Source organism: Anoxybacteroides tepidamans (assembly GCF_014201465.1).
GTDB lineage: Bacteria > Bacillota > Bacilli > Bacillales > Anoxybacillaceae > Anoxybacteroides > Anoxybacteroides tepidamans.
The window spans coordinates 92,314-118,135 of the sequence record NZ_JACHEP010000001.1 but is presented as its reverse complement, the minus strand read 5'-3'; the positions used below and the strand labels follow the sequence as shown (position 1 = coordinate 118,135).

The window sequence follows — 25,822 nt, the reverse complement described above, 5'->3', positions numbered from 1 at the left end:
GGTAGGGGATTTTCACCATTTCACAAATTGTTCATTACTTACTTTATCACTATAATAACAGTAAGAAATTGATGTGACAGTGATTTTTGTCACATCAAGCCGTTCGAATTTGTGAAAAAAATGTGAACGAACAATCCCAAAAAAGGAATTGAAAGCGTTTTAATTTTAGTATAGCAATGGTTTCATGGGGAATAGTATGAATAACACGTTCGATCATCGAGGTGGAAGTATGCCAGCGATTCTTTCAGTCGGGACAGCGTCACTGCCTTATAAAGTAAAGCAGGAAGAAGTATGTCGATACGTTAAACAATTATTTGAACATTCATTTCCCCATATCGATCGGTTGCTAACAATCTTTGATAACGGTGAAATTCAATCACGGTTTTTTGCTCAACCGCTTGATTGGTATCAAAAAGACCACAGTTTTTCTGAAAAAAATGATGTATATATTGAAAGTGCGGTTCATTATGGATGCGAAGCGATTCAAAACTGTTTGCAAAATGATTTGTTTTTAGAAAAACCGATTGCTTACGAGGAAGTAGAAGCGATTTTTTACATATCAACGACCGGCATTGCCACACCAAGTGTGGAAGCGCGAATCATGAACCGGCTTCCTTTTTCTCCTTATACGAAGCGCATACCGATCTGGGGATTAGGATGTGCGGGAGGAGTAGCGGGATTGGCACGCGCCTATGAATATTGCTTAGCGTTTCCGAATGCAACAGTGCTTGTGATTGCGGCGGAATTTTGCAGTTTAACGTTTCAACCGCACGACCGTTCGAAAAGTAATATGATCGGCACATCGTTGTTCGCTGATGGAGTGGCATGCCTTTGTGTCGCAGGAGATGGAACGATTGATGCGCGCATTCGTCCGCGTATCGTCGCGACACAATCTATATTCATGCCTCATTCCGAAGAGGTGATGGGATGGGACATTCGCGATGAAGGACTCTTTGTTATTTTCTCAAAAAACATTCCTTCGCTCATTCAGGCGTGGCTTCAACCGAATGTCGAAGCGTTTTTGCAAAAAAACGGCCTTGCGATGAACGATATTCGTCATTTCATTGCCCATCCAGGCGGCAAAAAAGTGATCATGGCCTACCAAGAAGCACTAAAAATCGGCGAACAAAAAACGAAAATTTCATTTGATATTTTACGGAATTTCGGAAATATGTCGTCGGCAACGGTCTACTTTGTCCTTGAGCAATTTATGAAACAACCTATTCCAAAAGGGGATTACGGATTAATGGTCGCCCTCGGTCCGGGATTTAGCGCAGAGTTTACTTTATTGCATTGGGAGTGAGCGAATTGAAGTTTTATGCGTTCTTTTTTTCCGTTGTTGGCATGCGGATGGCTGAACTCATAATCGCCAAACGAAATGAACGGGCATTAAAGGCGATGGGGGCAAAAGAATTCGGCAAGCTGCACTATCGGTGGATGGTGATCATGCATGTGCTTTTTTTGCTTTCTTTTTTGCTTGAAGCATTATACAAAGGAGCGCGGCTTTCACGATGGTGGTCGCTTTTTTTACCCATGTTTCTCATTGTTCAAGTGCTGCGCATCTGGACCATTTTTTCATTAGGGACGTTTTGGAATACAAAAATTCTCGTCTTGCCAAACGTACCTGTCGTTGTTAAAGGACCGTATCGCTTTTTGCGTCATCCGAACTATCTCGTTGTCACGTTGGAAATTATACTTATTCCTTTGTTGTTTCAAGCGTATGGGACGGCGGTGGTGTTTTCGATTTTGAACGCATACACGTTATCGATCCGCATTTCCCTTGAAGAAAAAACGCTGATGTCGATGACGAATTATGGACATGCTTTTCAAAAGAGGCCGCGCTTTTTTCCATTTTTCCCCGCCAGATAGATGGCGGGATTTTTTTGCAATTTTTTGTATTGGGAAATGTGCGTAAATACAGTAAAATAGGTATATATCATGCAAACGTAAGGGGTTTTGGTATATGGTGCAAGTGACACAACATTCATCATTGCGTCTGTGGTGTGAAAAGTTAGCGTATCTTCACGACGAATGGATGAGCAAAGGGGATGAAGAAAACGCAAAAAAAGCGCAACAGCTGTTGCAAAAAGTGGCGAATGAAGAATTTACAATCGCTTTTTGCGGCCATTTTTCAGCAGGGAAATCGAGCCTGATTAATGAGTTGCTCGGGGAGCCGCTGTTGCCGTCGAGTCCGATTCCGACAAGCGCCAATCTTGTCAAAGTCAAAGCGGGAAGAGAATATGCGCGCGTCTTTTATAAGCACGAGCCGCCGATCGAATATGCGGCGCCGTATGATTATGAACAAATTCGTTCGTATTGCAAAAACGGCGATGAAATTGAAGCGATCGAAATTAGCCGTCAGACGACGCACATTCCGGAGGGAGTGGCAATCATGGATACGCCGGGCATCGACTCAACGGACGATGCGCATCGGCTCGCTACTGAATCGGCGCTTCATTTGGCCGACGTCGTGTTTTATATGATGGATTATAATCATGTTCAGTCTGAATTAAATTTTCAATTTACGAAAGAATTAACGAGTTACGGAAAATCGCTGTATCTCATCGTGAATCAAATCGATAAACATCGCGACGGAGAATTGCCGTTTCCCGAGTTTCAGCAGTCGGTATGGCAGGCATTCCGCAATTGGAACGTCCAGGTTGCGCGCATCTTTTTTACATCGCTAAAAGAACGGCAACATCCGTTTAATGAATTGAACGAGCTCATTCATTTTTTACAGTTGTTGTTTGCCGAGAAAGAAACGCGGCTCGCAAAAGGAGTGGAAGTGGCGGCAAAGCAGCTTGTGAACGACCACCTCGCTTATTTAGAAAGCAATGACGCCAAAGAGGAAGAAGCGATTCGCGCTCGATTGGCTCATCTGCCAAAAACAGCCGCACAAGATGCCGGCGATCTTCAGCAAAAGCTACAAACGATTGCGGCACTTGTTGCGGAAACGGAAACAACATTTCAAAAAGAATTGGACAATTTATTAGAGCATGCATACGTGATGCCGTTTGAAACGCGCGAATTGGCGCAAGCGTATTTGCAGTCCGTGCAGCCGGATTTTAAAGTCGGTTTTCTTTTTAGCAAATCGAAAACAGAACAAGAGCGAAAAGCGCGATTAGAGGCGTTTTATCAAAACTTAAAAGAAAAAGCGACATCACAAATTGAATGGCATGTTCGCGAACATCTCATCCGCTTTTTAAAGGAACACGGCATTCAAGATGCTCGATTGATGAGCGAATGCCAACAGCTGTCGGTATCATGGGATGAACGATTGTTAGCCGATCTTGTGAAAAAAGGGGCCGGCGTCACCGGAGAATATGTGTTAAACTATACGAACGATGTCGCAACAGAATTAAAAAAGCGATACCGGAATGAAGCGATGCGTGTGTTTGCCGCCATTTTTGCAAAATGGCAGGAAACGATGCAGCAAGAACGCCAACAGCTTATAGCCGAACTTGAAACCGAACTTGAAAAGCAACGGCTCATTCATGAACTGAACGAACGGAAGCAGCGCCGCGAAATCATTTATGCGCAGCAACTTTTTATGATAGAAACAGACGAACGGCTTCAAAACGTAAGCGATGAACGAATTGATGCGCTTATCCATGGCGTGGTGCCTGTTCGAATTGAAACTGCTCGTTCTCATCCAAAAAGTGAACAGCAAGCCGAATCACCGCGGCCAAAAAGCGAAGAAAAACGAAGCGAGCCCGCTTCTTCTAGCGATCAAGTTGGACAAAAAGCGGCAAAAACGATCGTCCATTTGCACAAAGCAGCGCAACTTGCAGCTGGGATTCCGGGAATGAACCGCTTTGTTCAAGAACTGACTGAAAAAGCAAAACGGCTCGAAAACCGCATCTTTACTGTTGCATTGTTTGGAGCGTTCAGCGCAGGGAAATCATCGTTTGCTAACGCCTTAATGGGAGAGCGTGTGCTCCCGTCGTCACCGAATCCGACGACTGCAACGATTAACAAAATCGTGCCGCCAACAACGGACAGGCCGCACGGCACGGTGATCATACAGATGAAAACAGCCGGGCAATTGCTGAAAGATGTGCAAAGTTCGCTTCGTTATTTTCATATGAAAGCGGAAACGTTAGAAGAGGCGCTCGCGGTGAGTGAAAAAGCGCTCTCAATCGAAACGGTCGATGCAAAAGAAAAACCGCACTATTCCTTTCTTCAAGCGGTTGTTCGCGGCTACGAACAAGTAAAGGATGTGCTCGGTACAACGCTACAAATCGACCTTGACCAGTTTCCGTCGTACGTGGCGGATGAAACGAAAGCATGCTTTGTCGAATGGATGGAACTTTATTACGACTGTGCGCTCACTCGACAAGGAATTGTGCTCGTCGATACGCCAGGAGCTGATTCGATCAATGCCCGCCATACAGGAGTGGCGTTTGAATATATAAAAAATGCGGATGCGGTTTTATTTGTGACATATTATAACCATGCGTTTTCGAAAGCGGATCGCGAATTTCTCATTCAGCTAGGGCGCGTCAAAGATACATTTAGCATGGATAAAATGTTTTTCATTATCAACGCCGCCGATTTAGCCAATTCGCACGAAGAACTTGAAACGGTTGTTGCGTACGTCGAAGAACAGCTTATGCAATTTGGCATTCGTTTTCCGCGCCTTTATGCCTTATCGAGCCGATTCGCGCTCGATGAAAAAATGGGAACTAGTATGCAAAACGGATATGGTGTTTTAACACAATCCGGTATTCAAGCGTTTGAAGCGGATTTTGCGCAGTTTATTATGGGAGAATTAACGAACGTAGCAATAGCGGAGGCATATGCGGAAATAAAGCGCATGCGCACGACGTTGCGCGATTATATTCATCAAGCGGAACAAAGCAATGAAGAAAAGGCGGCCAAATTAGACAAATTATCCAATGAACAAACACTCATTCGCCAGCAGTTGCAGTTGCTTGCCGTCGATGCTGATGTGCAAGCGCTCAAACAAGAAATTTCCGAATTGGTATATTATGTGAAGCAGCGCATTTCGTTCCGGATGAACGATTGGTTTAAAGAATCGTTTAACCCTGCTTCGTTGCGCGATGATGGGCGCAATATCCAACAAGCGCTTTCCGCTTGCTTACAAGAATTGATTCAGTCTGTCGGCTTTGATTTAGCACAGGAAATGAGAGCAACAAGCTTGCGTGTCGAGCGTTTTCTCATGATGAAAATACAAGATCGTTTTCGCGTGTTAGCAAATGAAATGGAGCGCATCCACCAAGGCATTCCGCTTTCGGAAGTGAAGCCGCTACCGTTTGTAACGCCTGAATTTGCGCTTGGGCTGGAACATATCGATGAATCGCGGTTTAAAAAAGCGCTGGCGCTGTATAAAAACGCTAAATCGTTTTTTGAACGGGATGAAAAACGGTTCATGAAAGAAGAAATTGAAAAACAGCTGCAACAACCGATCAGCGAATATGTTTCCGAAAACGAACAACATCTCTTTTCTTTCTATACGACGGAATACGAGAAGCAAATAAAACATTTGATCGATTCGTTACAAGAACAAATCGATGAATATTTTGCTGGTCTTGTGACGGCGCTAACCGAGCGAATGGACATCGAGCGATTGCGCGATGCCGAAACACAATTGGCAACTTTATTGACAGAGCAGCTGTGATGCCTTTACGTTCACTTTTTTGTTATGATATGTTAGAGCGAACGTGCGATTTTGGCATGCGATGAGGGGGAAAACCGATGACTCGATTTCACGCTTGTGCGACGTGCATTCATTATCGGATGAAAAAAACCGAACAAGGAACGTATCGGTATTGCCAGAGGCTTGGCTATGAAACGAAGCCTCATTATCAATTTCGCTGCTGGACGCCAAAGCCGCACGTTCAAGCATTAATGGAAAAAGAACGAAAACGAGAGGAGAAGGAACATGAGTGAAGTTCACCACGCCATCACGGCTCATTCGAACAAACAGCATGCGCTGATTAGGCAATTTTTGCAGTTAGATGCGCAAAGAGAGCGCTATATTGAAGAAGCTGTCATGCTTTGCCGGAACGGGCAGTCGTTTACCGTCGAAAACATTAACGCCGTGACAAAGCAAATCAACGAACTCGCAAAACACGGTATCGTTCCCCAACGAAAATATGTCACGCCTGATATGGTGAATGAATATGTCAAACGGTTGGAGAAAGGGGAAAACAAATGAAACATATCGTTTCACCGCAATGGCTTGTTGACCGTTTATACGATGATCATGTGCGTATCATCGATTGCCGCTTCTATTTAGGGAATCCATCGCGCGGGATAAACGAGTACATACATGACCATATTCCCTGCGCGTTCTATTTTGACTTAGAAAAAGATTTATCAGGACCGGTGCAAACACATGGGGGAAGACACCCGCTTCCACCTTTCAATGAATTTGTAGCGAAATTATCAGCAGCGGGGATTGATGAGAAAACAACGGTCGTAGCTTACGATGACCAAGATGGAGCGATGGCGGCCCGGTTTTGGTGGCTGCTCCGCTATTTAGGACATTCGCACGTATACGTGTTGGATGGCGGCTATACGAAATGGAAAGAGGCTGGTTATCCAACGACAGAAGAAATCGTGACCGTCGAAGAACGCACATTTGTCCCGGTATATCAACCGTCGCTTCTTGCGACTGTGGAAGATGTGAGACAAGCGGTTGAACAGGCGACCGCGGTTTTAATTGATTCGCGCGAACACAAGCGCTATTTAGGGGTTGAAGAGCCGATCGACCGAGTGGCTGGGCATATTCCAAGCGCGAAAAATATGTTTTGGAAAGACAGTTTAACGGCCGCAGGATATTGGAAGCAACCGCGCGAGCAAGAAAAACGTTTTGCTTCCATTCCAAAACAAGAGCGAATCATCGTTTATTGCGGATCGGGCGTCACGGCTTGTCCGAATGTATTAGCGCTATTAGAAGCTGGTTATACAAACGTGCAGCTGTATGTCGGCAGTTGGAGCGACTGGATTTCTTATCGAGAGCATCCGATTGCGACAGGAGAAAATTAACAACATCATTTTTCGGTGATTCACGCATACTATCGATGTACGATTTTTCAAAGGGAGTGAATCATATGGGCCGCACGAAATTAGGAAATGCGAACGCACAGCGCAACAACAATGCGAAACAGAAAAACGGGTTTAACAATGAATTCGCTTCTTATGCGGAAGTTGAAGCGAAAAAGATGAAAAACGATCATAAAAACATTCGTTAACGACGGGCTTGCCATACGGTAGCCCTTTTTCTTTTTTTTCTTTTATGGTTAAATGATGGTGGGAGGGAAAAACAATGAAAAAAGTTGTTGCCATTATTTTGCTTCTCGGTTTGACCGGATACGGAATTTGGCAGGCGTTAGCAGCGGCACAAAGCAAAGAAGTCGGTCTTTCAGTGGGAGATACCGCACCAGACTTTGCGTTAAAGACGTTAGATGATGAGCAAATCCGTTTATCTCAATTGCGTGGGAAACCGGTAATGATTAATTTTTGGGCGACGTGGTGTCCGCCATGCCGACAAGAAATTCCAGAATTGGAGAAATTTTATGAAGCTCATAAACAACATGTGGAGTTGCTGTCGGTTCATTTAACCTCACAAGACCGTCGCGACAGAGTAGGTCCCTTTATCCAACAATACGGTTTAACATTTCCGGTCGTGTTAGACGAAAAAGGAAAAATACTAAAACTATACAATATCCAAACGATTCCGACGACGTACATTCTCGATGGAAATGGCGTCATCCGCAAAAAGGTGATCGGACCGATGACGTACAAACAAATGCAAGAGATTATGGACCAGATTCGTTAAGAAGCATCCTTCAGACGAAGGTGCCTCTTTTTATTTTTTTCGAAAATTTGTAATAAATTTCACTTATTTAGGGAATTATAAAAATTATAATAAATAATGAGAGAGGGAGGGAGCGAATATGAGAAAAAGTCGAAAATTCACGTTTGAGCAACTAGTGATCGAAAATAAACGTCAGTTGTTAAACGATCAAAAGGCAATGGAAAAAATCGAGAAAAAATTAGAAGAACGCATTTTGAAAAAAGCAGAGTAAGCAATGCATAACTGAAAAATAAACGGAGCACACTAGATGGTGAGGAGGCGAGAGTATGAGCAATCAAAAAGGAACTAACGAGCATTTTGCCCCAAACCATCTAGGCACTCAACCTCGTGCTGCAGGAGGAAACAAAGGGAAGAAAATGCAGGATCAATCAGGGCAGCATGCTCAAGTGATCCAGACAAAGGGAGAATAATTTTTGTTAACATAACATAATTATCGAAAACTTTTTTTATCATTTTCATCAAGGAGGAACGAGGATGGCATATGAACGCCCGAACCCAGATGACCGCAGCGATAATGTAAAAAAATTGCAAGACATGGTACAAAATACGATTGAAAACATCGAAAAAGCGCACGAAACAATGCAATTTTCTTCACCGGAAGAGCGAGAAAAAATTCAAGCAAAAAACGAACGACGTGAAGAAGCGATTGCGGCGATGCGCGAAGAAATTAAAGACGAAGCTGCAGCACGTGAAAATGGATATCGATAACCATTACAGAGCGATCCGAATCAACATTGGATCGCTTTCGATTTGTTTGTGGGACAATTTCCCATTCGTATGATAAGATAAAAGAAACAACGAATGAATGGGGGAACAAAATGAAAATTGCCGAAAAACAAATTGAAGTGCGCTATGCGGAAACGGATCAAATGGGAGTTGTGTATCACGCCAATTATCTTGTTTGGATGGAAGTAGGGCGCGCAGAACTAATCAATCAGCTAGGATTTCGTTATACGGATATGGAAAAAGAAGGGGTTATCGCACCGGTGACGGACTTGCAAATTTCCTATAAAAAGCCGCTTCGTTACGGTGAAACAGCAACAGTAAGAACGTGGATTGATGCCTATGATGGAATTCGGGTGACATATGCTTACGAAATTTTGACACCAGATGGCGAGCTGGCGGCTATAGGAAAAACACAGCACGTTTGCGTTAAACGTGATTCATTTCGTCCAATTTTAATAAGGAAATATTTTCCTTCTTGGCATGAAGCTTACGAGCGGGCGAAAAAGTAAGGAGATACATATGGCATTTGGCATTCAAAGGCAGGAATTAGAAGAGTGGAAGAAGAAAGTAAAAAATGGGGAAATCGCTTTTCTTACTCATTTTTGGTACGATGCGCGTTTTCCAAACTATACGACGGTAACGAAAGTCGGGTGCAGCGACCTTGAAAAACTGCTCGCTTGGGGGACAAAATATAACCTTCGTCCCGAATGGATTCACAAGCGCGACTCGTTTCCGCATTTTGATTTATTAGGGGAAAAGCAAAAAGAAATTTTACAACAGGAAGGGCTTATCGACCATTTAAAAAGATTTCGTTTGTAGAGAGGATTGGGATGATGGACATAAGAGAAGTATGCAAAGGAACATTGATTGAAACGCTCGGCATTGAAATTACTGAAATAGGACAAGGACGTGTAGTGGCAACGATGCCAGTCGACCATCGTACCCATCAGCCGTTCGGCCTTCTTCACGGGGGAGCGTCTGTGGCGTTAGCGGAAACGGTTGCAAGTATCGGCGCATATGCGCTCGTCGACCACGAAACGGAAAGTGTTGTCGGTCTTGAAATTAACGCTAATCATATTCGTGCGGTCCGCAGCGGTATGGTGACCGCCACAGGAACGGTTCTCCATCACGGGAAAACAACGATGGTATGGGACATTAAAATCACTGATGAACAGCAGCGCCTCGTCTCTGTGTCCCGCTGCACGATCGCGGTCATGAAAAAAAGCTAGCTTCTTTCAACAAGCTATTATAGATGTGTTTTCGTCTTTTATGGAGTAATCGGTATGTGTCGACTGTCGGGTGACCGAACAACACCGCTTCCAGACAAACGCATTTGTCTGTGAAGCGGATGGCTGTTCGACAGTGGAAAAATAGGGGGGTCTGCTTTATAAGTTAAACCCCAATTGTATTTATATAGCTCTTTTTCCTATTGGATACAAAACATCGGTTCGTCCGCTTGTTCGTTAAAATCAACCACCAAGTTATGCCCGTCGAAATACCATAAATCGCGGTCTTCGATAAAGAATGTTACTCCATTCATCGTCGTTTGCGCTTTTGGATCAAAAGGTGTTTCTTTATCGATACCGAGCGAAAATCCTTCTTGTACGGTGCTGCATCCGCCATAGCGCGGGAAAAAGCGAACAAAATCACCTTCACGTAAATTTAACTCTTCTTTGTACCATTCAAGCGCTTTCGGTTTGATTATAATTTCCATACGCAAAACCTCCTATGCTTTATTATAAAGCATTCCCTCCTTAATCAGTCAAAAAAGTATTAAACATTTCGTGACGCTGACTAATTTCACCGGTTATTACATAAAGTAAACATAGCAATAACGAAAGGAGAAATGCACAAATGGATAAAAAATCCCCAACGTTTTCCTTAAGTTATGAATCCGATAGAGTGATGGGGAAACGCTCAACGAAGAAACATTCGACACCAAAAAAAGAAACGAAAGAGTTTTTTAACACGACACCATTAAGTGAGTAAAAGTAGCCCGAATCGGCTGCTTTTTTGCTTGAAAAAATTACTATACAAATAATGATTTCAACGCTATTATTAATAAGGACAGAAATTTTTGGAGAAGGGGTGACGTTTTCGTATATGAGTAGTCGAAGTTCAAACGAACCTGAACCGGAATATAACGGGGAAGTACTGTCTTTTTCTTCTCAAATGAACGAGCTACTCACGATTCGAAAACGAGCTCCATTTGAAAGGAAAAGATGCTTCCTCGTTTTTAAAAGGAGGAAGTGTACGTATGATGAAAATGTATTTATCGAATGCCAACGGAAAAATCGAAGAAATTCATGAACTCAAAAACGGCTGCTGGATTAACTTAGTCGCACCGACGGAAGAAGAAATTCGCTACATTGCCAACCATTTGGATATTCCGATCGATTCGATTAAGGATGCCCTCGACGATGAAGAGCGTTCACGCGTCGAAAAAGAAGACAACCATGTGTTGATTATCGTTGATATTCCAATCATTACCCATGATGAAGTGGACGGACCGATTTATGAAACGATTCCAATCGGCATGATTATTACGAATACGTGTTTTATTACCGTTTGTCTCCAAGAAAACCCGATTTTTGAGGAGTTTGCGAATAATAAAATCAAAAACTTCTACACATTTATGAAAACGCGATTTGCCTTGCAAATGCTTTATATGATTTCTACTTACTATTTGCGCTATTTAAAACAAATCAACCGCCGGACGAGCGAAATTGAAAAAGAGTTGCATCAATCGATGAAAAATCAAGAATTGTTCTCATTATTAAGCATGGAAAAAAGCTTAGTGTATTTCATGACGTCGTTGAAGGCGAACAATATTGTCATGGAGCGGTTGATGCGTCTCAACTATTTGCGCATGTATGATGACGATCAAGAATTGCTTGAAGATGTCATTATTGAAAACAAACAGGCGATTGAAATGGCTGAAGTATACAGCAGCATTTTAAGCGGAATGATGGACGCCTTTGCTTCTGTCATCTCCAATAACTTAAACATCGTGATGAAATTCTTAACTGCGATTACGATTGTCATTTCGCTGCCAACGATGGTTGCCAGTTTCTACGGAATGAATGTGCCGATTCCGTATCAACATTCTCCGTATGCGTTTATGGTGGCGATGTTCATCGCTGCTTTACTTTCAAGCATTACTGCTTTTGTTTTCTGGAAAAAACGATATTTTTAAACAAAAAGGGCTCTCCCGCTATTGGGAAGGCCCTTTAGTTTTAGCCGATGTCATTCCTCCAGAAAGAACGAACTTCATCGCTTCTTCCGGTTTTACATCCATCACTTCGATTTGCGCTTTCGGGACTAACACGGTAATTCCAGCCATTTGAAACGTCTGCGGAATATAAACCGCTACATGGTCTTTAAGAGGGTGAAAGAGCGTTTCGACTTCTTCGGATGTAATAAAGCCAATGCATTTCATGCCCGTTTGCGGCCATTCGACGAGCACCACTTTTGAGAACGAGCGTTTTTCCCCGACGAAAGAGGCGATTGTATCTTTTAAAACTGAATAGACTGTTTTCATAAACGGAATACTTTCTAATAAACGATCGATCAGTTTAATGACCTGCCCGCTAATATATTGCGTCGACAGCCAGCCTAAAACGGTAATCAAGGCGATTGTGCCTAAAATGCCGATCCCAGGTATGTAAGCGTCATGAAGGTATGGTTTAACATATTTTCCTAACAACCCATCAAAAAAGGTAAACACTTTCACAAACACATATATGGCTAAAATAATCGGCACAATCGTAAGCACGCCGTTAATAAAATTTTTAACAAAAAATTTCACATTCCCACTTCCTTTCTTTTTCGCGTCCTCTATCACCTTATCAAGTTTCGCTTGAAAATACAAGTTTAGAAAAATACGAACATTAACAAATGATATAAGCAAAAAAGTTCGTTTTTATAGTTGACGCTATAGCGGATCCTTGTTATAGTTACAAATGGAAAAAATGATGTGTTGGAGGATTTTGTTATGAAATCGCATTATGACGTCATCGTTGTCGGTGCTGGGCCAGCAGGAATTTTTACTTGTTATGAATTAACGTTGAAGCTAAAAGGAGCAAACGTTCTTCTGATCGATAAAGGCCATGATATTTATAAACGCCACTGTCCTATTTTGCAAAAAAAGATTGAAAAATGTCCGCCTCCCGCGGGTAAAAAAGAATATGCCGGCTGTGTGCCAGCTTGCTCGATCACGAATGGATTTGGCGGTGCGGGGGCGTATTCTGACGGGAAATTTAATATTACGAGCGAATTTGGCGGCTGGATGACCGATTATTTGCCATCTTCTACCGTTCTTGAGCTTATCCGTTATGTTGATGCGATCAACTTGAAGCACGGGGCAACGGAATCGATTACTGATCCGACGACAGAAAAAGTGAAAGAAATTGAGCGGCGCGCCTATGCGGCAGGATTAAAATTGTTGCGGGCGAACGTTCGGCATTTAGGAACGGAACAAAACTTAGAAATTTTAAAAAGCATTTACGAATATTTGTGCAAACATATTGATATGGCGTTTCAAACAGAAGTGGAAGACGTGCTTACCGAAAAACAAGGTCATACCCATGCCGTCAAAGGAATCGTGTTAAAAAACGGCGATGTCATAACCGCTGAAAAAGTGGTAATTGCGCCGGGACGCGACGGTTCGGCATGGCTCACAAAAATTTTGAAAAAGCGACGCCTTCGCATGATCAATAATCAAGTTGATATCGGCGTGCGCGTCGAAACATCGAACATTGTGATGGAAGAAATTAATGAACACTTATACGAAGGAAAATTTATTTTTAACACATCGGTCGGCACACAAGTGCGGACGTTTTGTAGCAATCCGTCCGGACATGTCGTTGTCGAAAACCATTCCGGTATTATGTTAGCGAACGGCCACGCGTACAAAGATCCGAAGCTCGGTAGCAACAATACGAACTTTGCGCTATTAGTATCGCATAAATTTTCTGATCCGTTCGACAAGCCGAACGAATATGCGCACGAAATTTCGCGGTTGGCTAATGCGCTATCTAATGGCGGCATTATTGTACAAAAATATGGTGATATTTTAAAGGGAAGACGTTCGACGGAAAAACGCATGAAAGAAGGATTTATTGAACCGACGTTAAAGGAAGCCGTTCCGGGCGATTTAGGCCTTGTACTTCCGTATAACACGATGAAAAGTTTAATTGAAATGACAGAAGCGTTAAACCATATTACGCCGGGACTCGCTTCCGAACATACACTATTTTACGGAGTGGAGGCCAAATTTTATTCCGCCCGTCCGAAACTAAACGATCGGTTTGAAACAGAAATTTCCGGATTGTATGTAGGCGGTGATGGCGCTGGCATTACGCGTGGCTTGGCGCAAGCAAGTGCATGCGGCGTCTGGATCGCCCGTGATATCGTAGAAAAACTAACGAAATAAAAGGAGAGAATTATAGTAAACTTATTTTTTAAAAAGGTTGACAATTCATTATGCCTTGCCATACGATAAATGTAATCACACGTGCGGAGACGGGGAGTCGAAGGACGAAAGTGATGAAAAAATATGTTGACACGAGGGGGAGAGGCATGATGTCAGATTGGTTAGCATTAGCCGACCGTGTTCTTGCAGGAGAAGAAATTACAAACGAAGAAGCGGAGGCGATTTTAGATTGTCCAGATGACGAGCTGCTTCTATTGATGCAAGGGGCTTATAACATTCGCCGAGCGTACTTCGGCAACAAAGTGAAGTTAAACATGATTATTAACGCTAAATCAGGGCTATGTCCCGAAAACTGTGGTTATTGTTCGCAGTCATCCATTTCAACAGCGTCTGTTAAAACGTATAAAATGGTGGATAAAGACACGCTTATTCGCGGGGCGGAAGAGGCGTATCGCCTGCAAGTTGGCACATACTGTATTGTCGCCAGCGGCCGCGGTCCGAGCGAGAAAGAAATTGACACCGTCGTTTCAGCAGTGAAAGAAATTAAAGAACGGTTCGGATTAAAAGTATGCGCATGTTTAGGCATTTTAAAACCGGAACAAGCTGCTCGCTTAAAAGAAGCCGGCGTCGACCGTTACAACCATAATATTAATACATCAAAAGAACACCACCCGACCATTACGACATCGCATACATATGATGACCGCGTCCGAACAGTCGAAACGGTCAAGCAGGCGGGCATTTCTCCGTGTTCGGGCGTCATTATCGGCATGAAAGAAACGAAGCAAGATGTCATCAATATGGCACGCAGCTTAAAAGTGCTCGATGCCGATTCCATTCCGGTCAACTTTTTGCATGCGATCGACGGCACGCCGCTTGCGGGCACAAATGAACTCGATCCGCGCTACTGTTTAAAAGTGTTGGCATTGTTCCGCTACATTAATCCGACAAAAGAAATTCGCATTTCCGGCGGACGCGAAGTGAATTTGCGCTCGCTTCAGCCGCTCGGTTTATATGCGGCGAATTCGATTTTCGTCGGCGACTACTTAACAACGGCCGGCCAAGAAAAATCTGAAGATTACCGGATGCTTGAGGATCTCGGCTTTGAAATTGATTTCGCTCATCCACAACCGGTTTGTTAGGCAACTAAAACTGTCTCCGATTCACTGGAGGCAGTTTTTTGTTTTATGAATCAAAATTGAAGCGATGAACGACAATAAAAAAGAACGATATGATGAAGGAAGTGGAAAGATGGAAGTCTATGAATGCATTATTGTTGGGGGCGGAATTGCCGGGCTGCAAGCAGCCATTCAGCTCGGCCGCTATCGTCATCGCATTCTTGTCATCGATGCAAATGACGGCCGTTCGACGCTTTGCCGCGCCTATCATAATTTGCTTGGCTGGTCGGATGGAGTGAGCGGGGAAACGTTGCGGGCGTGCGGGAGACAACAAGCGGAGAAACTAAACGTTCGCTTTATCCATGATGAAGTAGTAGCCGTCTGCAAAAAAGAAGAACAGTTTCAACTTACGGGAAAAAGTGGACAAACGTATGAAGCGAAACGAATTTTATTGGCAACCGGCGTGAAAGACCGCATTCCGTCCATCGAAAATCTCATTCCGTGTTTAGGAATAAGCATTTATGTTTGTCCGGATTGTGATGGGTACGAAGTGACGAACAAAAAAGTGATTGTGCTTGGAGCAGGAAAAACAGGAGCGAATATGGCGCTGACGCTATTATATTGGACAAACGATATTACGTACGTCAACCACGACGGTGAAGAATTGCATGCCGGTATGATGCAGCAATTACGAGAGCGAGGTATTCGTTATATACGCCAACCGATTGAATCGGTGTTAGTCAAGGAAGAGTCGCTTTTTTGCGGCGTTCGCTTACAAAGCGGAACGGTCATTACTGGAGAACGAGGATTTATTGCGTTTGGACATAATCAAGTGAACACTGATTTAGCAAAACAACTCGGTGTCGAGCGGCTTGAAAATAAACATATTCCGACCGATGCGAGAACGAAACAAACGAACATAACGAACGTATGGGCCGCCGGCGACATCGGCGTTCATTCCGAACAAGTTGCCATCGCGATGGGAGAAGGGGCACAAGCGGCTATTTGGATTCATAAAAGCATTATGGCAGAAAAAGCGAACCTATTGGACTAGGCTCGCTTTTTTGTTAACGAAGGAAGTGCGGTTTCTTTTCATGAAAAAGTTTTTTCGCGCATACTATCTCAATACAGAGAAAGAAAAGGAGGGAAGCGGCGAATGGCGCACACATATCTCATTAAACCGCATCTTCACCGCACGTATCCGACTGTCAAATTCGCTAAAGGAATATATGTATATGATACGAACGGAAAAAAATATGTTGACGGCTGTTCCGGAGCGGTAACCGCCAATCTCGGTCATGGCGTCCAAGAAGTGATCAAGGCGATGAGCAAACAAGCGTCTAAAGTGGCGTTCGTCTATCGCTCCCAGTTTACAAATGAAGCGGCGGAAATGCTGGCAGAAACGTTAAGCCAGCGAATCGATCGTGACACTCAGTATTGGACATTTTTTGTCAATAGCGGCTCTGAAGCAACGGAAACAGCGATGAAAATCGCCATTCAATATTGGCAAGAGCAAGGCAGAAAAGGAAAAAATAAAATTTTATCGCGATGGTTAAGTTACCACGGCATTACGCTCGGGGCGCTGTCAATGTCCGGCCATCCGGCAAGAAGGGCGCGGTTCGTTCCCTTGCTCGAAGATTTCCCAATTGTTTCTCCGCCTTATTGCTTTCGTTGTCCATATCATTTGACGTTTCCATCTTGCCAGTGGCGCTGCGCTGACGAACTAGAAGAGGCGATTGTCCGCATCGGTGCTGAGCATATTGCCGCTTTTATTGCCGAACCGATTATCGGAGCAGCAGGGGCAGCGATGACACCACCGGACGGATATTATGAGCGCATTCGCGACATTTGCCGGCGGCATGAGATTTTATTGATTGCCGATGAAATAATGACCGGACTTGGCCGGACAGGGAAAATGATGGGGCTTGACCATTGGAATGTACAGGCCGACATCGTCACGCTCGGAAAAGGATTAGGAGCAGGCTATACACCGATTGCGGCGACGCTGGCGAGCGAGCGCGTCATGGAACCGATTTTAAACGGTTCAGGAGTGATCATGAGCGGGCATACATTAAGCGCAAATCCTCTCTCAGCAGCCGTAGCGTTAGCGGTGCTTCAATACATTGACAAACATAACCTTGTTCAACACGCTCACGAAATGGGAAGCTATTTATTTACGAAACTGCAAGCTTTACAAAAGAAGTTTGCTTGGATTGGAGATGTGCGCGGCAAAGGGTTGCTGCTAGGTATCGAATTTGTGACTCCGAACACGAAAGCGATGATTCCGAGCGATCTTGCGTTTACGGATACCGTCGTCGCAACAGCGCAAGAACATGGATTGCTCGTCTATCCATCCGCCTCAGGAAACGGAAAAGATGGGGCGGCGATTATCATCGCTCCACCGCTCACCATTGAGCGTGCTCAAATCGACGAATTAGCGGAACTGCTTGAACGCACGTTTTCGCGCATTGAACAACATCTTCCGAATGAGATGAAAAGGAATGATCGCCATGACAAAAGTCAGAAATGAATACGGAAAAATCATTTCCATCGAACAAGCGGTTGAAAAAATTACGGACGGCTGTTCATTGATGGTCGGAGGATTTGGTGGTGTCGGTTCTCCGCCGTCTCTTTTGCAAGCGATTTTCGATAAAGGCGTGCAACAGTTGACGCTTATTTGCAATGACACGGCTTTCCCTCATATTGGTGTCGGACCGTTAGTCAGCCAAGGGAGAGTAAAAAAAGCGATCGTGTCCCATATCGGATCCAATCCGATTGCAGGCAAGCGATTACACGAAGGAACGCTCGAGGTGGAATTTTGCCCGCAAGGTGTTCTTGTTGAGCGGATTCGTGCAGGCGGAGCCGGATTAGGAGGCATTCTTGTCGATATTGGTGTCAACCATGAATGGCTGGCGAAAGGGAAACAGACGATCGAAGTAGATGGAAAGCGTTTTCTTTTGGAACTCCCGCTTACCGCAGATATTTCCCTTGTATATGCGAAAAAAGCCGATCCGTTCGGCAATTTAATTTATGACAAAAGCGCCCGCAACACGAACCCGCTTGTCGCGATGGCAGGGGTGATGACGATTGCGGAAGTGGAAGAAATCGTGCCGCTTGGCGAGCTCGATCCGGAAGAAATTGTTACGCCGGGTGTGTTTGTCCACTATATTGTGCAAAGTTATGGGGTGAATTGGAAATGGATTTGGGAGTAAGAGAACGGATCGCGAAACGTGCAGCACAAGAGTTAATAGACGGAATGATTGTCAATCTTGGCATCGGCATTCCGTCACTTATTCCGAATTTTTTGCGCAACAGGCGTATTTTGTTTCAAGCAGAAAATGGCGTCCTTGGAATCGGAAAAAGTCCAGCAAAAGGGGAAGAAGATGCGAACCTTTGCAATGCAGCCGGTTATCCGGTCACGGTCGTAAGCGGTGCTTCCTATTTTGACAGCGCCACCGCTTTTGCAATGATTCGCAAAGGGTTGATCGATGTCACGGTACTTGGAGGATTACAAGTAAGCGAACAAGGGGATTTGGCTAATTGGCTAGTTCCGGGAAAACGCGTACCGGGAGTCGGCGGCGGGATGGAGCTGGCGCAAAAAACAAAAAAAGTCATTGTCGTGATGAGCCATGTTAACAAAGACGGCGAACCGAAAATCGTCTCCACATGTTCTCTGCCGTTAACGGCTAGCCGTTGCGTTGATTTGATCATCACCGATCGGGCGGTTATGGAAGTGACAGACGAAGGGCTTTTATTAACGGAGATCATGGTTCCGTATGATGTGAAAGATGTTATTTCCCATACTGCCGCGCCGTTACGTATCTCCAACATGTTAAAGTGCATCGAATAGAAGGGGGGAACGAGTTGGAACACATTCAAAATAAACTTCATCTTTGGCTTGTAAAGCAGAAAAAAGCGTGCATTGAACTGTTAAGACGACTTGTCCAAGAGGCAAGCACCCAAGTAAACGAAGCGACAGCACAGGCGATTATCGTTGAAAAATGCCGCCAGTTGCGATTGCAGCTTGATATATGGGAACCGGAAATCGAGAAGCTGAAAGAGCATCCGTATTTTGTTTCGACACGCATGACATTTCACAATAGCCCGAATGTTGTCGCAGTATGGAAAGGGACAGGAGGAGGCCGCTCGCTTATTTTGAACAGCCATATTGATGTCGTTCCAGAAGGGGATGTTAAACAGTGGGAGGCCGACCCATACAGCGGCATGGTCAAAGACGGGAAACTATATGGCCGCGGCGCTTCGGATATGAAAGGGGGAACGGTATCGCTTCTTTTAGCGATCGAGGCGCTGCAGTCGCTCGGCATTCGTTTAAAAGGAGATGTTATTTTTCAAAGTGTGATTGAAGAAGAAAGCGGCGGTGCCGGCACACTAGCGGCCATTTTACGGGGATATCGGGCAGACGGTGCGATCATCCCGGAGCCGACCGATATGAAACTATTTCCGAAGCAGCAAGGTTCTCTTTGGTTTCGCCTTACTGTTTACGGAAAATCAGCGCACGGCGGTACCCGCTATGAAGGAGTAAGTGCCATCGAAAAGGCATGGATCGTGTTTGAACGCATTCAACAATTGGAAACAGAACGAAACAAGCGGATAGACGATCTGTTATACCAGCATGTTCCGATCCCGATTCCGATCAATGTCGGAACGATTCGCGGAGGAACGTGGCCTTCGTCCGTGCCGGATTGTGTCATTTTAGAAGGAAGAATGGGCGTGGCTCCAAACGAAACGATCGAGCAGGCGAAACGAGAAATGGAAGAAGTGGTTCGCTCCCTCCATGAACGCGACGAATGGTTTCGGACAAATACGATCGAACTTGAATGGTTTGGCGCGCAATGGCTGCCGAGTTCTGTCGAAACAACCCATCCGCTGCTGTATGCTCTCACCCAGGCATATCGCCAAGTAAAAGGAGTGGATCCGATCATCGAGGCCGCTCCTTGGGGAACGGATGGCGGGCTTCTTACGCGAGTTGGAGCAATTCCAACTGTTGTGTTTGGGCCGGGAACGACCGCAGTGGCCCATTATCCAAATGAATATATCGAAATTGACCGTGTGTTAGAAGCGGCAGAAATGATTGCGTTAATGATGATGGATTGGTGTGGAATTGACAATTGAACGATACGTAGAGCAGAAGGAGCCTAACGAAGGGGTTAGGCTTTTCTTCTCTGTAGTGAGGAGGAAAAGAAATGGACCAGTTTATTCACGAAGAACGATTTGTTGCTTCCGTTATTTTTGATGATTTTAATGAGCGGCTGCGGGTCGAAGATTACCGAGGACATGTGCCGGCGTTTATTGATTATATCAAACATACTGCTCAACAAAAGGGATATACGAAGCTAATCATTAAAGCAAGATACGAACATTTGTCATTATTCATTGAAAGAGGATTTCAATATGAAGGATGGATTCAAGGCTATTTCAACGGAAGCGATGCCCATTTTCTTACGTGTTATTTTCAACCAGAACGAAAGACGAGTCAAAATGTGTGCATGGAAGATCAAATGATCGCCTTGGTTCAAATGAAGCCGCGAATCTTTTCTTTGCCTCCGCTTCCGGCGGGATATGATATGAGAAAAGCGCAAAAAGCCGATGCGGCTGCGTTAGTGAATCTCTACCGTTCGATCTTTGCGGTTTATCCTTCACCGTTGTACGACCTTTCATACGTAGAAAGCATATTAAAAAAAGGAGCGATGTTTTATGTGATCGAGTATGACGGTCAAATTGTTAGCGCTGCCTCTGCGGAAGTGAACGAAACATACTATAACGCGGAATTGACCGATTGCGTGACATTGCCTGCTCATCGCCAACACGGACTGATGAAATATTTACTGCGCCATCTAGAACAAGAGTTAAAGAGACAAGGGGTTTTTTGTGTGTACTCCCTTGCCCGCGCTCAATCGTATGGGATGAATACTGCTTTTTATCAGCTCGGCTACCGTTATAGCGGCAGGTTGACGAATAACTGCTATATTTTTAGTGATTTAGAAGATATGAATATATGGGTAAAAGATTTATCGAGTGCATGATGCCTTTTTTGCCATTTTGAATAAATATGGTAATAACACTGCTAGATATGTTGATAAAACGATATTCGTCCATCTATAAATGTTTTGTCTGCATATATTGTAAAGAAAGGGGATTTGCTGTATATGAGTGTATATCGTCCAAAACGTCATTGGAAGGAAATTGAACTTTGGAAAGACGTTACAGCGGAGCAATGGAACGACTGGTTTTGGCAGTTAACGAACACGATTCGAACGTTAGATGATTTAAAAAAGGTCATTCATTTAACACCGGAAGAAGAAGAAGGAGTCAAGTTATCGGCGAAAACGATCCCGCTCAATATCACTCCGTATTACGCTTCATTAATGAATCCTGATGATCCTCGTTGCCCGATCCGCATGCAGTCTGTACCAGTTGCGAAAGAACAATATAAAACGAAATACGATTTAGAAGATCCGCTCCATGAAGACGAAGATTCGCCCGTTCCAGGGTTGACCCACCGCTATCCTGACCGTGTGCTTTTTTTAATTACGAATCAATGCTCGATGTATTGCCGCTACTGTACGAGAAGACGTTTTTCCGGGCAAGTTGGGATGGGAGTGCCTAAAAAACAGCTCGATGCAGCAATTGAATACATTGCGCAAACTCCGCAAGTGCGCGACGTTTTATTATCGGGCGGGGACGCGTTATTAGTGAACGATCAAATTTTAGAATATATTTTGAAAAAATTGCGCGCTATTCCTCATGTAGAAATTATTCGCATCGGCACGAGAGCTCCTGTTGTTTTTCCTCAGCGGATTACGGAAAATTTGTGCAACATTTTGAAAAAGTATCATCCGATTTGGCTCAACACTCACTTTAATACGTCGATTGAAATTACGGAAGAGTCGAAGCGGGCGTGCGAGATGCTCGTCAATGCCGGCGTTCCGGTCGGAAATCAAGCGGTGATTTTAGCTGGAATTAACGACAGTGTCCCGATCATGAAAAAGCTGATGCACGATTTAGTGAAAATGCGCGTCCGCCCGTATTATATTTATCAGTGTGACTTATCCGAAGGCATTAGCCATTTCCGCGCCCCTGTGTCGAAAGGGCTAGAAATTATTGAAGGGTTGCGCGGACATACGTCTGGCTATGCAATCCCAACGTTTGTCGTCGATGCCCCAAGAGGCGGAGGGAAAATAGCGCTGCAGCCAAACTATTTGATTTCGCAAACACCGGAAAAAGTCATTTTACGCAATTTCGAAGGTGTGATTACGTTTTATCCGGAGCCAAAAGATTATGTCCCGAATCGTGCGGAAGCGTATTTTAAAGAAATTTTCCCAGATTTTGATCAAAAACAATCAACAATCGGAATCGCTGCGATTGCTAATGAAACGAAGTTCGCGATTGTCCCGGAAGGGCTCGACCGCATCGAACGGCGAAAAATGTACGAAGCGGATCCGAACCATAAATCGTTGAAAGATTTGCGTGAAAAACGAGATGAATGGAAAGAGAAAAAATATCAAGCCATGTTGAAAAAAATCGATGGAACGGAGATGAAGAGCGAATGACAACATGTTTTTGGTGCGACTCTCCACAAGTGACAGTCACACGACAAACCGTTTATTGGGAGCTTCCTGATGGGCTTCGCGCCATTAAAATTACTGGTACACCAAGTATTTCATGCGCTGAATGCGGCATGGTGTATCAGGAGGAAGCGGTCGCCGAAGCAATTGAAGATCAGCTCTTTCTCATTGATACAACACATTTAGCGAAAACGATCACGTACGAAGAACTGATGAACGAGCCGCGTCGATTAAAGCGAAACTACTTTAGGTAAATACCCCTTCACAAACATTAAAAAACGGATTAAAATGACAAACAACAGAGAATGACAAAAAGGATGGGGAAGAAATGATGCGTTCGTTTTATCACTATTTGCTTAAGTTTCGTGATGGTAAAAAAGACGATCCGTTTGTCCGATTTGCCAATAGTGTTTATCATGATCATAGCTTTCCGAAAAGTTCAGCTGATTATGACGAAATTAGCCGTTATTTAGAAATGAATGGCGATTATTTAGAAAACATGTCGATCTTTGATGAGGTATGGGAGCGTTTTTTGCAAGAAGCGTAAGCGTTCAAGCGAGAACGCTCTCTCTTTTTTGAAAGCGCTAACATAAGATTTGCGCACATTCATCCAACAACCGGTGTCCACTTGTTTTGATTTGCATATAATTTACTAACCAATATTTGAAAGGAGGGGAAAAAGAGATGAAAGGGCCAAAATTTTCGCTCGGTGATGTGGTGGTCAACACGCTGTATGGAACGGTCGGAACAATTACAGATATTCAACATGTTGACGGCATGTTTTTGTATGAAATCAATCATAGTCAAAGCTTATTTATGGAACATTCGTTGGTGTTATTATCTGAATTTTCTGGAGATGTATGGATTACGGAAGAAATTGAAATCGAATTTCCATTTTTTCTTGGTGAGCTTGTTCGAGTGAAAAACTATGAAAACGATGTTTTTAAAATTATTGGGGTGCGGACAGAAATATACCGCTATCATGATGAGGGATGGGAAGAAATTGTTTATGAGTTAAAGCGGTTAACGGACGGATTAGAAATTGAGGCGAATGTCGAGGACGTCATTTCCATCGCGTCTTCTGAAGAAACGTCGGTCATTGTTTTGCAAGATGTTGCATTGTTAAGGTATATCGGTAAACATGAGCCGTTCTCTCTTCTGCAGTTGCTTCCTGCTCCACCGATAGATGATGAATCGATTGATCGGTTACTAGATATGTATAACGATTATCAACGATTATATGAGTGGTTCGGCGATGAGCAATACAAGCAAATGATGGAAATGACATTAATAAATTTGCAGAAGCTTGTCCATAAGAAAAACTTACCATCGTAAAAACTGCACTAACAAATAGAAAAAATAAGGTATTCCAAGGAAAACAATGATGATGAACATAATGTTAGTAACTGATTCCATTACGTTGTCGATGCTTTCATCGACTTTATTCATGGCCATCCCCCCTTGTTTCGTTATTTCTAATGTATGAACGGTTCTTTTTTTGCATACATACGAATGAAAAAATTCTTTTGACATAAATCGGTTGCATAGCACATAAAACAATTACAAAGGGGGCGATATGATGAAAGAAATCGAAGTCGTCATTGATACGGAAGAAATTGCAGAATTTTTTTACTTTGAACTTATTCGCCGCGGTTTTGTTCCGTCGCGAATCGAACTTGAGGAGATTGCGGATATTACATTCGATTACTTAATCGAAAAATGCATTATTGACGAAGAACTCGAGGGCGAGGAATAAGGAAGGCTGGAACGACGAGAGTTGCTCGTCGTTTTTTAATTGGTGACTGACGCGATTGCGCGCAATGTTTCTAAATTTCGCTCATAATGGCGGGTCATATCAGGATTCGTCATAAAAGGAATCGTTTCGATTTCCTGCACGATCGACATGTCGCAAAACCAATCGCGCCGGTCAGGAAAGCGATGAATGATTGCAGGCCAAGCGTCGTAAAGCCGCGGACTGTATAGGTGCATTCCTTCATTTGTTTTTTCCGTTGAAAAAACGTGCGGCCAAAAATCAGCGCGCGATCCGCTATGTTTCGTTTGTCGCGCAAAGTGGTAGACGTGCCGAAAAAGCGGTTTTCGATAAAACAACATGCCGTAAAGTGCTTTGCCAACTTCTATACGGTGCGAAACGTCGGCAAAATCACGGACGGTAATGCCGGTTAAGTGAATGTGGCGGCCGCTTTTATAAGGAATAAGCACATCATTAAACCCGAGCCATTGTTGGCATAAAAACGGAAAGGTCGCGATGACATGTTGCTGGAAAAAAGGATCTTTGACGACGTTTTGCTGAATGTATTGCTGTTCATTTATGATGAGCGCTACCGTCAATAATGGCGCATCGTTTGTTTCATAAAAAAGCTCCCAAAACGGCTTCATAAACGAAGAAACCGAAAAACAAGGCAACAAATCAAATAATTTTTTCTTTCGCCGTTTACTTTCTTCGTATAAAAGAAGCTGTGGATAGGCGTCATGAAAAATGAGGACATTGGCCCGTTCTAAAAATAAAAACAACGGTTGGATTTGTTCACTCGCTATGATCGATGGAATAAGGCTTCCTTTTAAGTCCGTCATATTCCAGCCGCCGTTGCGTGACACAAGATGCGCCAAAAACGCCCAATGCACTTCCGGACAGCGTTGAAAAAAGGAGAAGTAAGCCTCTGTACGCGTGACGTTATCGCGGTTGAACTGTTCGGTTTGTTGTTGAATGGAAGCAACAATGCGCCGTTCTTCAGCTGTCAGTAGTTGTTTTCGTTCGTGGTGTTCCCATTGTCGGCATAGCTGTTTTAACGTAGATGGCGAAACGATCGGAATCGAGTGGCGGTACAGCCAATACCGATAGAACGACTGAATCGGATGGGAAAGCTGAAATAGAAGACGGTCAAAAATGGTCATAAATGAATGTCTCCTTAAAAAATTTTTGAAACCCTAATCATCCTTTTACGTATATATTAAGTAATTAATCACAAAAGGAGCGATGAACATGTTAAAAAAAATTATAAAGGCGATTATAAAAGAAAACCTCTCGCGCCACCGTTATCATAAACCGCATTACACGAGCAGCGACCATTACTCAAAGTATTCTAAACACGTT

General features: G+C 43.8%; 33 protein-coding genes. 29 read left to right on the top strand and 4 right to left on the bottom strand.

Annotated features, from left to right (window positions below; genetic code table 11):
• Positions 1-229: 229 nt before the first annotated feature.
• From HNQ34_RS00610 to HNQ34_RS00545, 14 genes are all read left to right on the top strand, one after another.
• Positions 230-1,303, top strand: a complete 1,074-nt coding sequence (locus HNQ34_RS00610) for a type III polyketide synthase (protein WP_183251278.1) — start codon at positions 230-232, stop codon at positions 1,301-1,303.
• A 41-nt stretch (positions 1,304-1,344) separates the two neighbouring features.
• Positions 1,345-1,869 carry an isoprenylcysteine carboxyl methyltransferase family protein gene (locus HNQ34_RS00605; RefSeq protein WP_183251279.1) on the top strand — a complete coding sequence of 175 codons (525 nt, stop codon included), beginning with the start codon at positions 1,345-1,347 and terminating at the stop codon, positions 1,867-1,869.
• Positions 1,870-1,963: 94 nt separating this feature from the next.
• Positions 1,964-5,641: a dynamin family protein gene (locus HNQ34_RS00600; protein WP_183250840.1), complete on the top strand. Its 3,678-nt coding sequence runs from the start codon at positions 1,964-1,966 to the stop codon at positions 5,639-5,641.
• Positions 5,642-5,718: 77 nt separating this feature from the next.
• On the top strand, positions 5,719-5,913 hold the full coding sequence (locus HNQ34_RS00595) for a hypothetical protein (protein ID WP_183250839.1): 195 nt from the start codon (positions 5,719-5,721) through the stop codon (positions 5,911-5,913).
• On the top strand, positions 5,906-6,181 hold the full coding sequence (locus tag HNQ34_RS00590) for a YpbS family protein (RefSeq protein WP_183250838.1): 276 nt from the start codon (positions 5,906-5,908) through the stop codon (positions 6,179-6,181). Before HNQ34_RS00595 ends, HNQ34_RS00590 begins: the two co-directional genes overlap by 8 nt.
• A complete protein-coding gene (locus HNQ34_RS00585; RefSeq protein ID WP_183250837.1) occupies positions 6,178-7,014 on the top strand; it encodes a sulfurtransferase in 837 nt (278 codons plus the stop codon). Before HNQ34_RS00590 ends, HNQ34_RS00585 begins: the two co-directional genes overlap by 4 nt.
• 65 nt (positions 7,015-7,079) lie before the next feature.
• The gene (locus tag HNQ34_RS00580; protein ID WP_183250836.1) at positions 7,080-7,220 is read left to right on the top strand and encodes a hypothetical protein; all 141 of its coding nucleotides are present in this window, start codon (positions 7,080-7,082) and stop codon (positions 7,218-7,220) included.
• Between the two features lie 74 nt (positions 7,221-7,294).
• Entirely contained in the window at positions 7,295-7,807 is a 513-nt protein-coding gene (locus tag HNQ34_RS00575) for a TlpA family protein disulfide reductase (protein WP_183250835.1), read from the top strand.
• A gap of 118 nt (positions 7,808-7,925) precedes the next feature.
• Positions 7,926-8,057, top strand: a complete 132-nt coding sequence (locus HNQ34_RS00570; RefSeq protein ID WP_183250834.1) for an FbpB family small basic protein — start codon at positions 7,926-7,928, stop codon at positions 8,055-8,057.
• 55 nt (positions 8,058-8,112) lie between these two features.
• Positions 8,113-8,256, top strand: coding sequence for an acid-soluble spore protein N (locus tag HNQ34_RS00565; RefSeq protein WP_183250833.1), 144 nt, complete (start codon positions 8,113-8,115; stop codon positions 8,254-8,256).
• Between the two features lie 64 nt (positions 8,257-8,320).
• Positions 8,321-8,554 (top strand): small acid-soluble spore protein Tlp, encoded by a 234-nt coding sequence (gene tlp / locus HNQ34_RS00560; RefSeq protein WP_183250832.1) that lies wholly within the window; start codon positions 8,321-8,323, stop codon positions 8,552-8,554.
• A 110-nt stretch (positions 8,555-8,664) separates the two neighbouring features.
• The gene (locus HNQ34_RS00555) at positions 8,665-9,081 is read left to right on the top strand and encodes an acyl-CoA thioesterase (RefSeq protein ID WP_183250831.1); all 417 of its coding nucleotides are present in this window, start codon (positions 8,665-8,667) and stop codon (positions 9,079-9,081) included.
• 10 nt (positions 9,082-9,091) lie between these two features.
• Positions 9,092-9,391 carry a hypothetical protein gene (locus HNQ34_RS00550; RefSeq protein ID WP_183250830.1) on the top strand — a complete coding sequence of 100 codons (300 nt, stop codon included), beginning with the start codon at positions 9,092-9,094 and terminating at the stop codon, positions 9,389-9,391.
• Between the two features lie 11 nt (positions 9,392-9,402).
• Complete coding sequence (locus HNQ34_RS00545) at positions 9,403-9,801, top strand: hotdog fold thioesterase (protein WP_183250829.1); 399 nt, start codon at positions 9,403-9,405, stop codon at positions 9,799-9,801.
• Between the two features lie 197 nt (positions 9,802-9,998).
• Here HNQ34_RS00545 and HNQ34_RS00540 read toward each other — a convergent pair whose 3' ends face one another.
• A complete protein-coding gene (locus HNQ34_RS00540; protein WP_183250828.1) occupies positions 9,999-10,286 on the bottom strand; it encodes a HesB/YadR/YfhF family protein in 288 nt (95 codons plus the stop codon).
• Positions 10,287-10,426: 140 nt separating this feature from the next.
• Here HNQ34_RS00540 and HNQ34_RS17660 point away from each other — a divergent pair, with 140 nt between their 5' ends.
• On the top strand, positions 10,427-10,561 hold the full coding sequence (locus tag HNQ34_RS17660; RefSeq protein WP_281375842.1) for a hypothetical protein: 135 nt from the start codon (positions 10,427-10,429) through the stop codon (positions 10,559-10,561).
• Positions 10,562-10,829: 268 nt separating this feature from the next.
• Entirely contained in the window at positions 10,830-11,768 is a 939-nt protein-coding gene (locus HNQ34_RS00535) for a magnesium transporter CorA family protein (protein ID WP_183250827.1), read from the top strand.
• Between the two features lie 18 nt (positions 11,769-11,786).
• Here HNQ34_RS00535 and HNQ34_RS00530 read toward each other — a convergent pair whose 3' ends face one another.
• Entirely contained in the window at positions 11,787-12,380 is a 594-nt protein-coding gene (locus HNQ34_RS00530; protein ID WP_183250826.1) for a DUF502 domain-containing protein, read from the bottom strand.
• 186 nt (positions 12,381-12,566) lie between these two features.
• On the opposite strand from HNQ34_RS00530, the gene HNQ34_RS00525 reads away from it, so the two are divergent.
• The 12 genes from HNQ34_RS00525 (at position 12,567) to HNQ34_RS00470 (ending at position 24,045) form a co-directional block, all read left to right on the top strand.
• Positions 12,567-14,006 (top strand): NAD(P)/FAD-dependent oxidoreductase, encoded by a 1,440-nt coding sequence (locus HNQ34_RS00525; protein ID WP_183250825.1) that lies wholly within the window; start codon positions 12,567-12,569, stop codon positions 14,004-14,006.
• 149 nt (positions 14,007-14,155) lie between these two features.
• Positions 14,156-15,148 (top strand): biotin synthase BioB, encoded by a 993-nt coding sequence (bioB, locus tag HNQ34_RS00520; RefSeq protein ID WP_183250824.1) that lies wholly within the window; start codon positions 14,156-14,158, stop codon positions 15,146-15,148.
• Between the two features lie 109 nt (positions 15,149-15,257).
• Positions 15,258-16,178: an NAD(P)/FAD-dependent oxidoreductase gene (locus HNQ34_RS00515; protein WP_183250823.1), complete on the top strand. Its 921-nt coding sequence runs from the start codon at positions 15,258-15,260 to the stop codon at positions 16,176-16,178.
• 102 nt (positions 16,179-16,280) lie between these two features.
• On the top strand, positions 16,281-17,654 hold the full coding sequence (locus tag HNQ34_RS00510) for an aspartate aminotransferase family protein (RefSeq protein ID WP_183250822.1): 1,374 nt from the start codon (positions 16,281-16,283) through the stop codon (positions 17,652-17,654).
• Positions 17,635-18,336: a CoA transferase subunit A gene (locus HNQ34_RS00505; RefSeq protein ID WP_183250821.1), complete on the top strand. Its 702-nt coding sequence runs from the start codon at positions 17,635-17,637 to the stop codon at positions 18,334-18,336. The genes HNQ34_RS00510 and HNQ34_RS00505 overlap by 20 nt, the downstream gene beginning before the upstream one ends.
• Positions 18,315-18,974 (top strand): 3-oxoacid CoA-transferase subunit B, encoded by a 660-nt coding sequence (locus HNQ34_RS00500; protein ID WP_183250820.1) that lies wholly within the window; start codon positions 18,315-18,317, stop codon positions 18,972-18,974. The genes HNQ34_RS00505 and HNQ34_RS00500 overlap by 22 nt, the downstream gene beginning before the upstream one ends.
• Before the next feature lie 14 nt (positions 18,975-18,988).
• Positions 18,989-20,257: a peptidase gene (locus tag HNQ34_RS00495; protein ID WP_183250819.1), complete on the top strand. Its 1,269-nt coding sequence runs from the start codon at positions 18,989-18,991 to the stop codon at positions 20,255-20,257.
• 71 nt (positions 20,258-20,328) lie between these two features.
• Positions 20,329-21,168 (top strand): putative beta-lysine N-acetyltransferase, encoded by an 840-nt coding sequence (ablB, locus tag HNQ34_RS00490; protein ID WP_183250818.1) that lies wholly within the window; start codon positions 20,329-20,331, stop codon positions 21,166-21,168.
• 123 nt (positions 21,169-21,291) lie between these two features.
• On the top strand, positions 21,292-22,695 hold the full coding sequence (gene kamA, locus HNQ34_RS00485) for a lysine 2,3-aminomutase (RefSeq protein ID WP_409978340.1): 1,404 nt from the start codon (positions 21,292-21,294) through the stop codon (positions 22,693-22,695).
• Positions 22,692-22,964 carry a YokU family protein gene (locus tag HNQ34_RS00480; protein WP_183250817.1) on the top strand — a complete coding sequence of 91 codons (273 nt, stop codon included), beginning with the start codon at positions 22,692-22,694 and terminating at the stop codon, positions 22,962-22,964. Before kamA ends, HNQ34_RS00480 begins: the two co-directional genes overlap by 4 nt.
• Positions 22,965-23,038: 74 nt before the next feature.
• Positions 23,039-23,257: a YozE family protein gene (locus HNQ34_RS00475; RefSeq protein ID WP_183250816.1), complete on the top strand. Its 219-nt coding sequence runs from the start codon at positions 23,039-23,041 to the stop codon at positions 23,255-23,257.
• Positions 23,258-23,394: 137 nt separating this feature from the next.
• Positions 23,395-24,045, top strand: coding sequence for a hypothetical protein (locus HNQ34_RS00470; protein ID WP_183250815.1), 651 nt, complete (start codon positions 23,395-23,397; stop codon positions 24,043-24,045).
• Here HNQ34_RS00470 and HNQ34_RS17260 read toward each other — a convergent pair.
• The gene (locus tag HNQ34_RS17260) at positions 24,034-24,159 is read right to left on the bottom strand and encodes a DUF3930 family protein (protein WP_221277220.1); all 126 of its coding nucleotides are present in this window, start codon (positions 24,157-24,159) and stop codon (positions 24,034-24,036) included. The two genes, HNQ34_RS00470 and HNQ34_RS17260, sit on opposite strands and share 12 nt — an antisense overlap.
• Before the next feature lie 130 nt (positions 24,160-24,289).
• Between HNQ34_RS17260 and HNQ34_RS00465 the strand changes: the two genes are divergently transcribed.
• Complete coding sequence (locus HNQ34_RS00465) at positions 24,290-24,466, top strand: YozD family protein (protein WP_183250814.1); 177 nt, start codon at positions 24,290-24,292, stop codon at positions 24,464-24,466.
• Positions 24,467-24,501: 35 nt separating this feature from the next.
• On the opposite strand, the gene HNQ34_RS00460 is transcribed toward HNQ34_RS00465, so the two are convergent.
• Positions 24,502-25,623, bottom strand: coding sequence for a DUF2515 family protein (locus tag HNQ34_RS00460; protein ID WP_183250813.1), 1,122 nt, complete (start codon positions 25,621-25,623; stop codon positions 24,502-24,504).
• Positions 25,624-25,822: the final 199 nt, after the last annotated feature.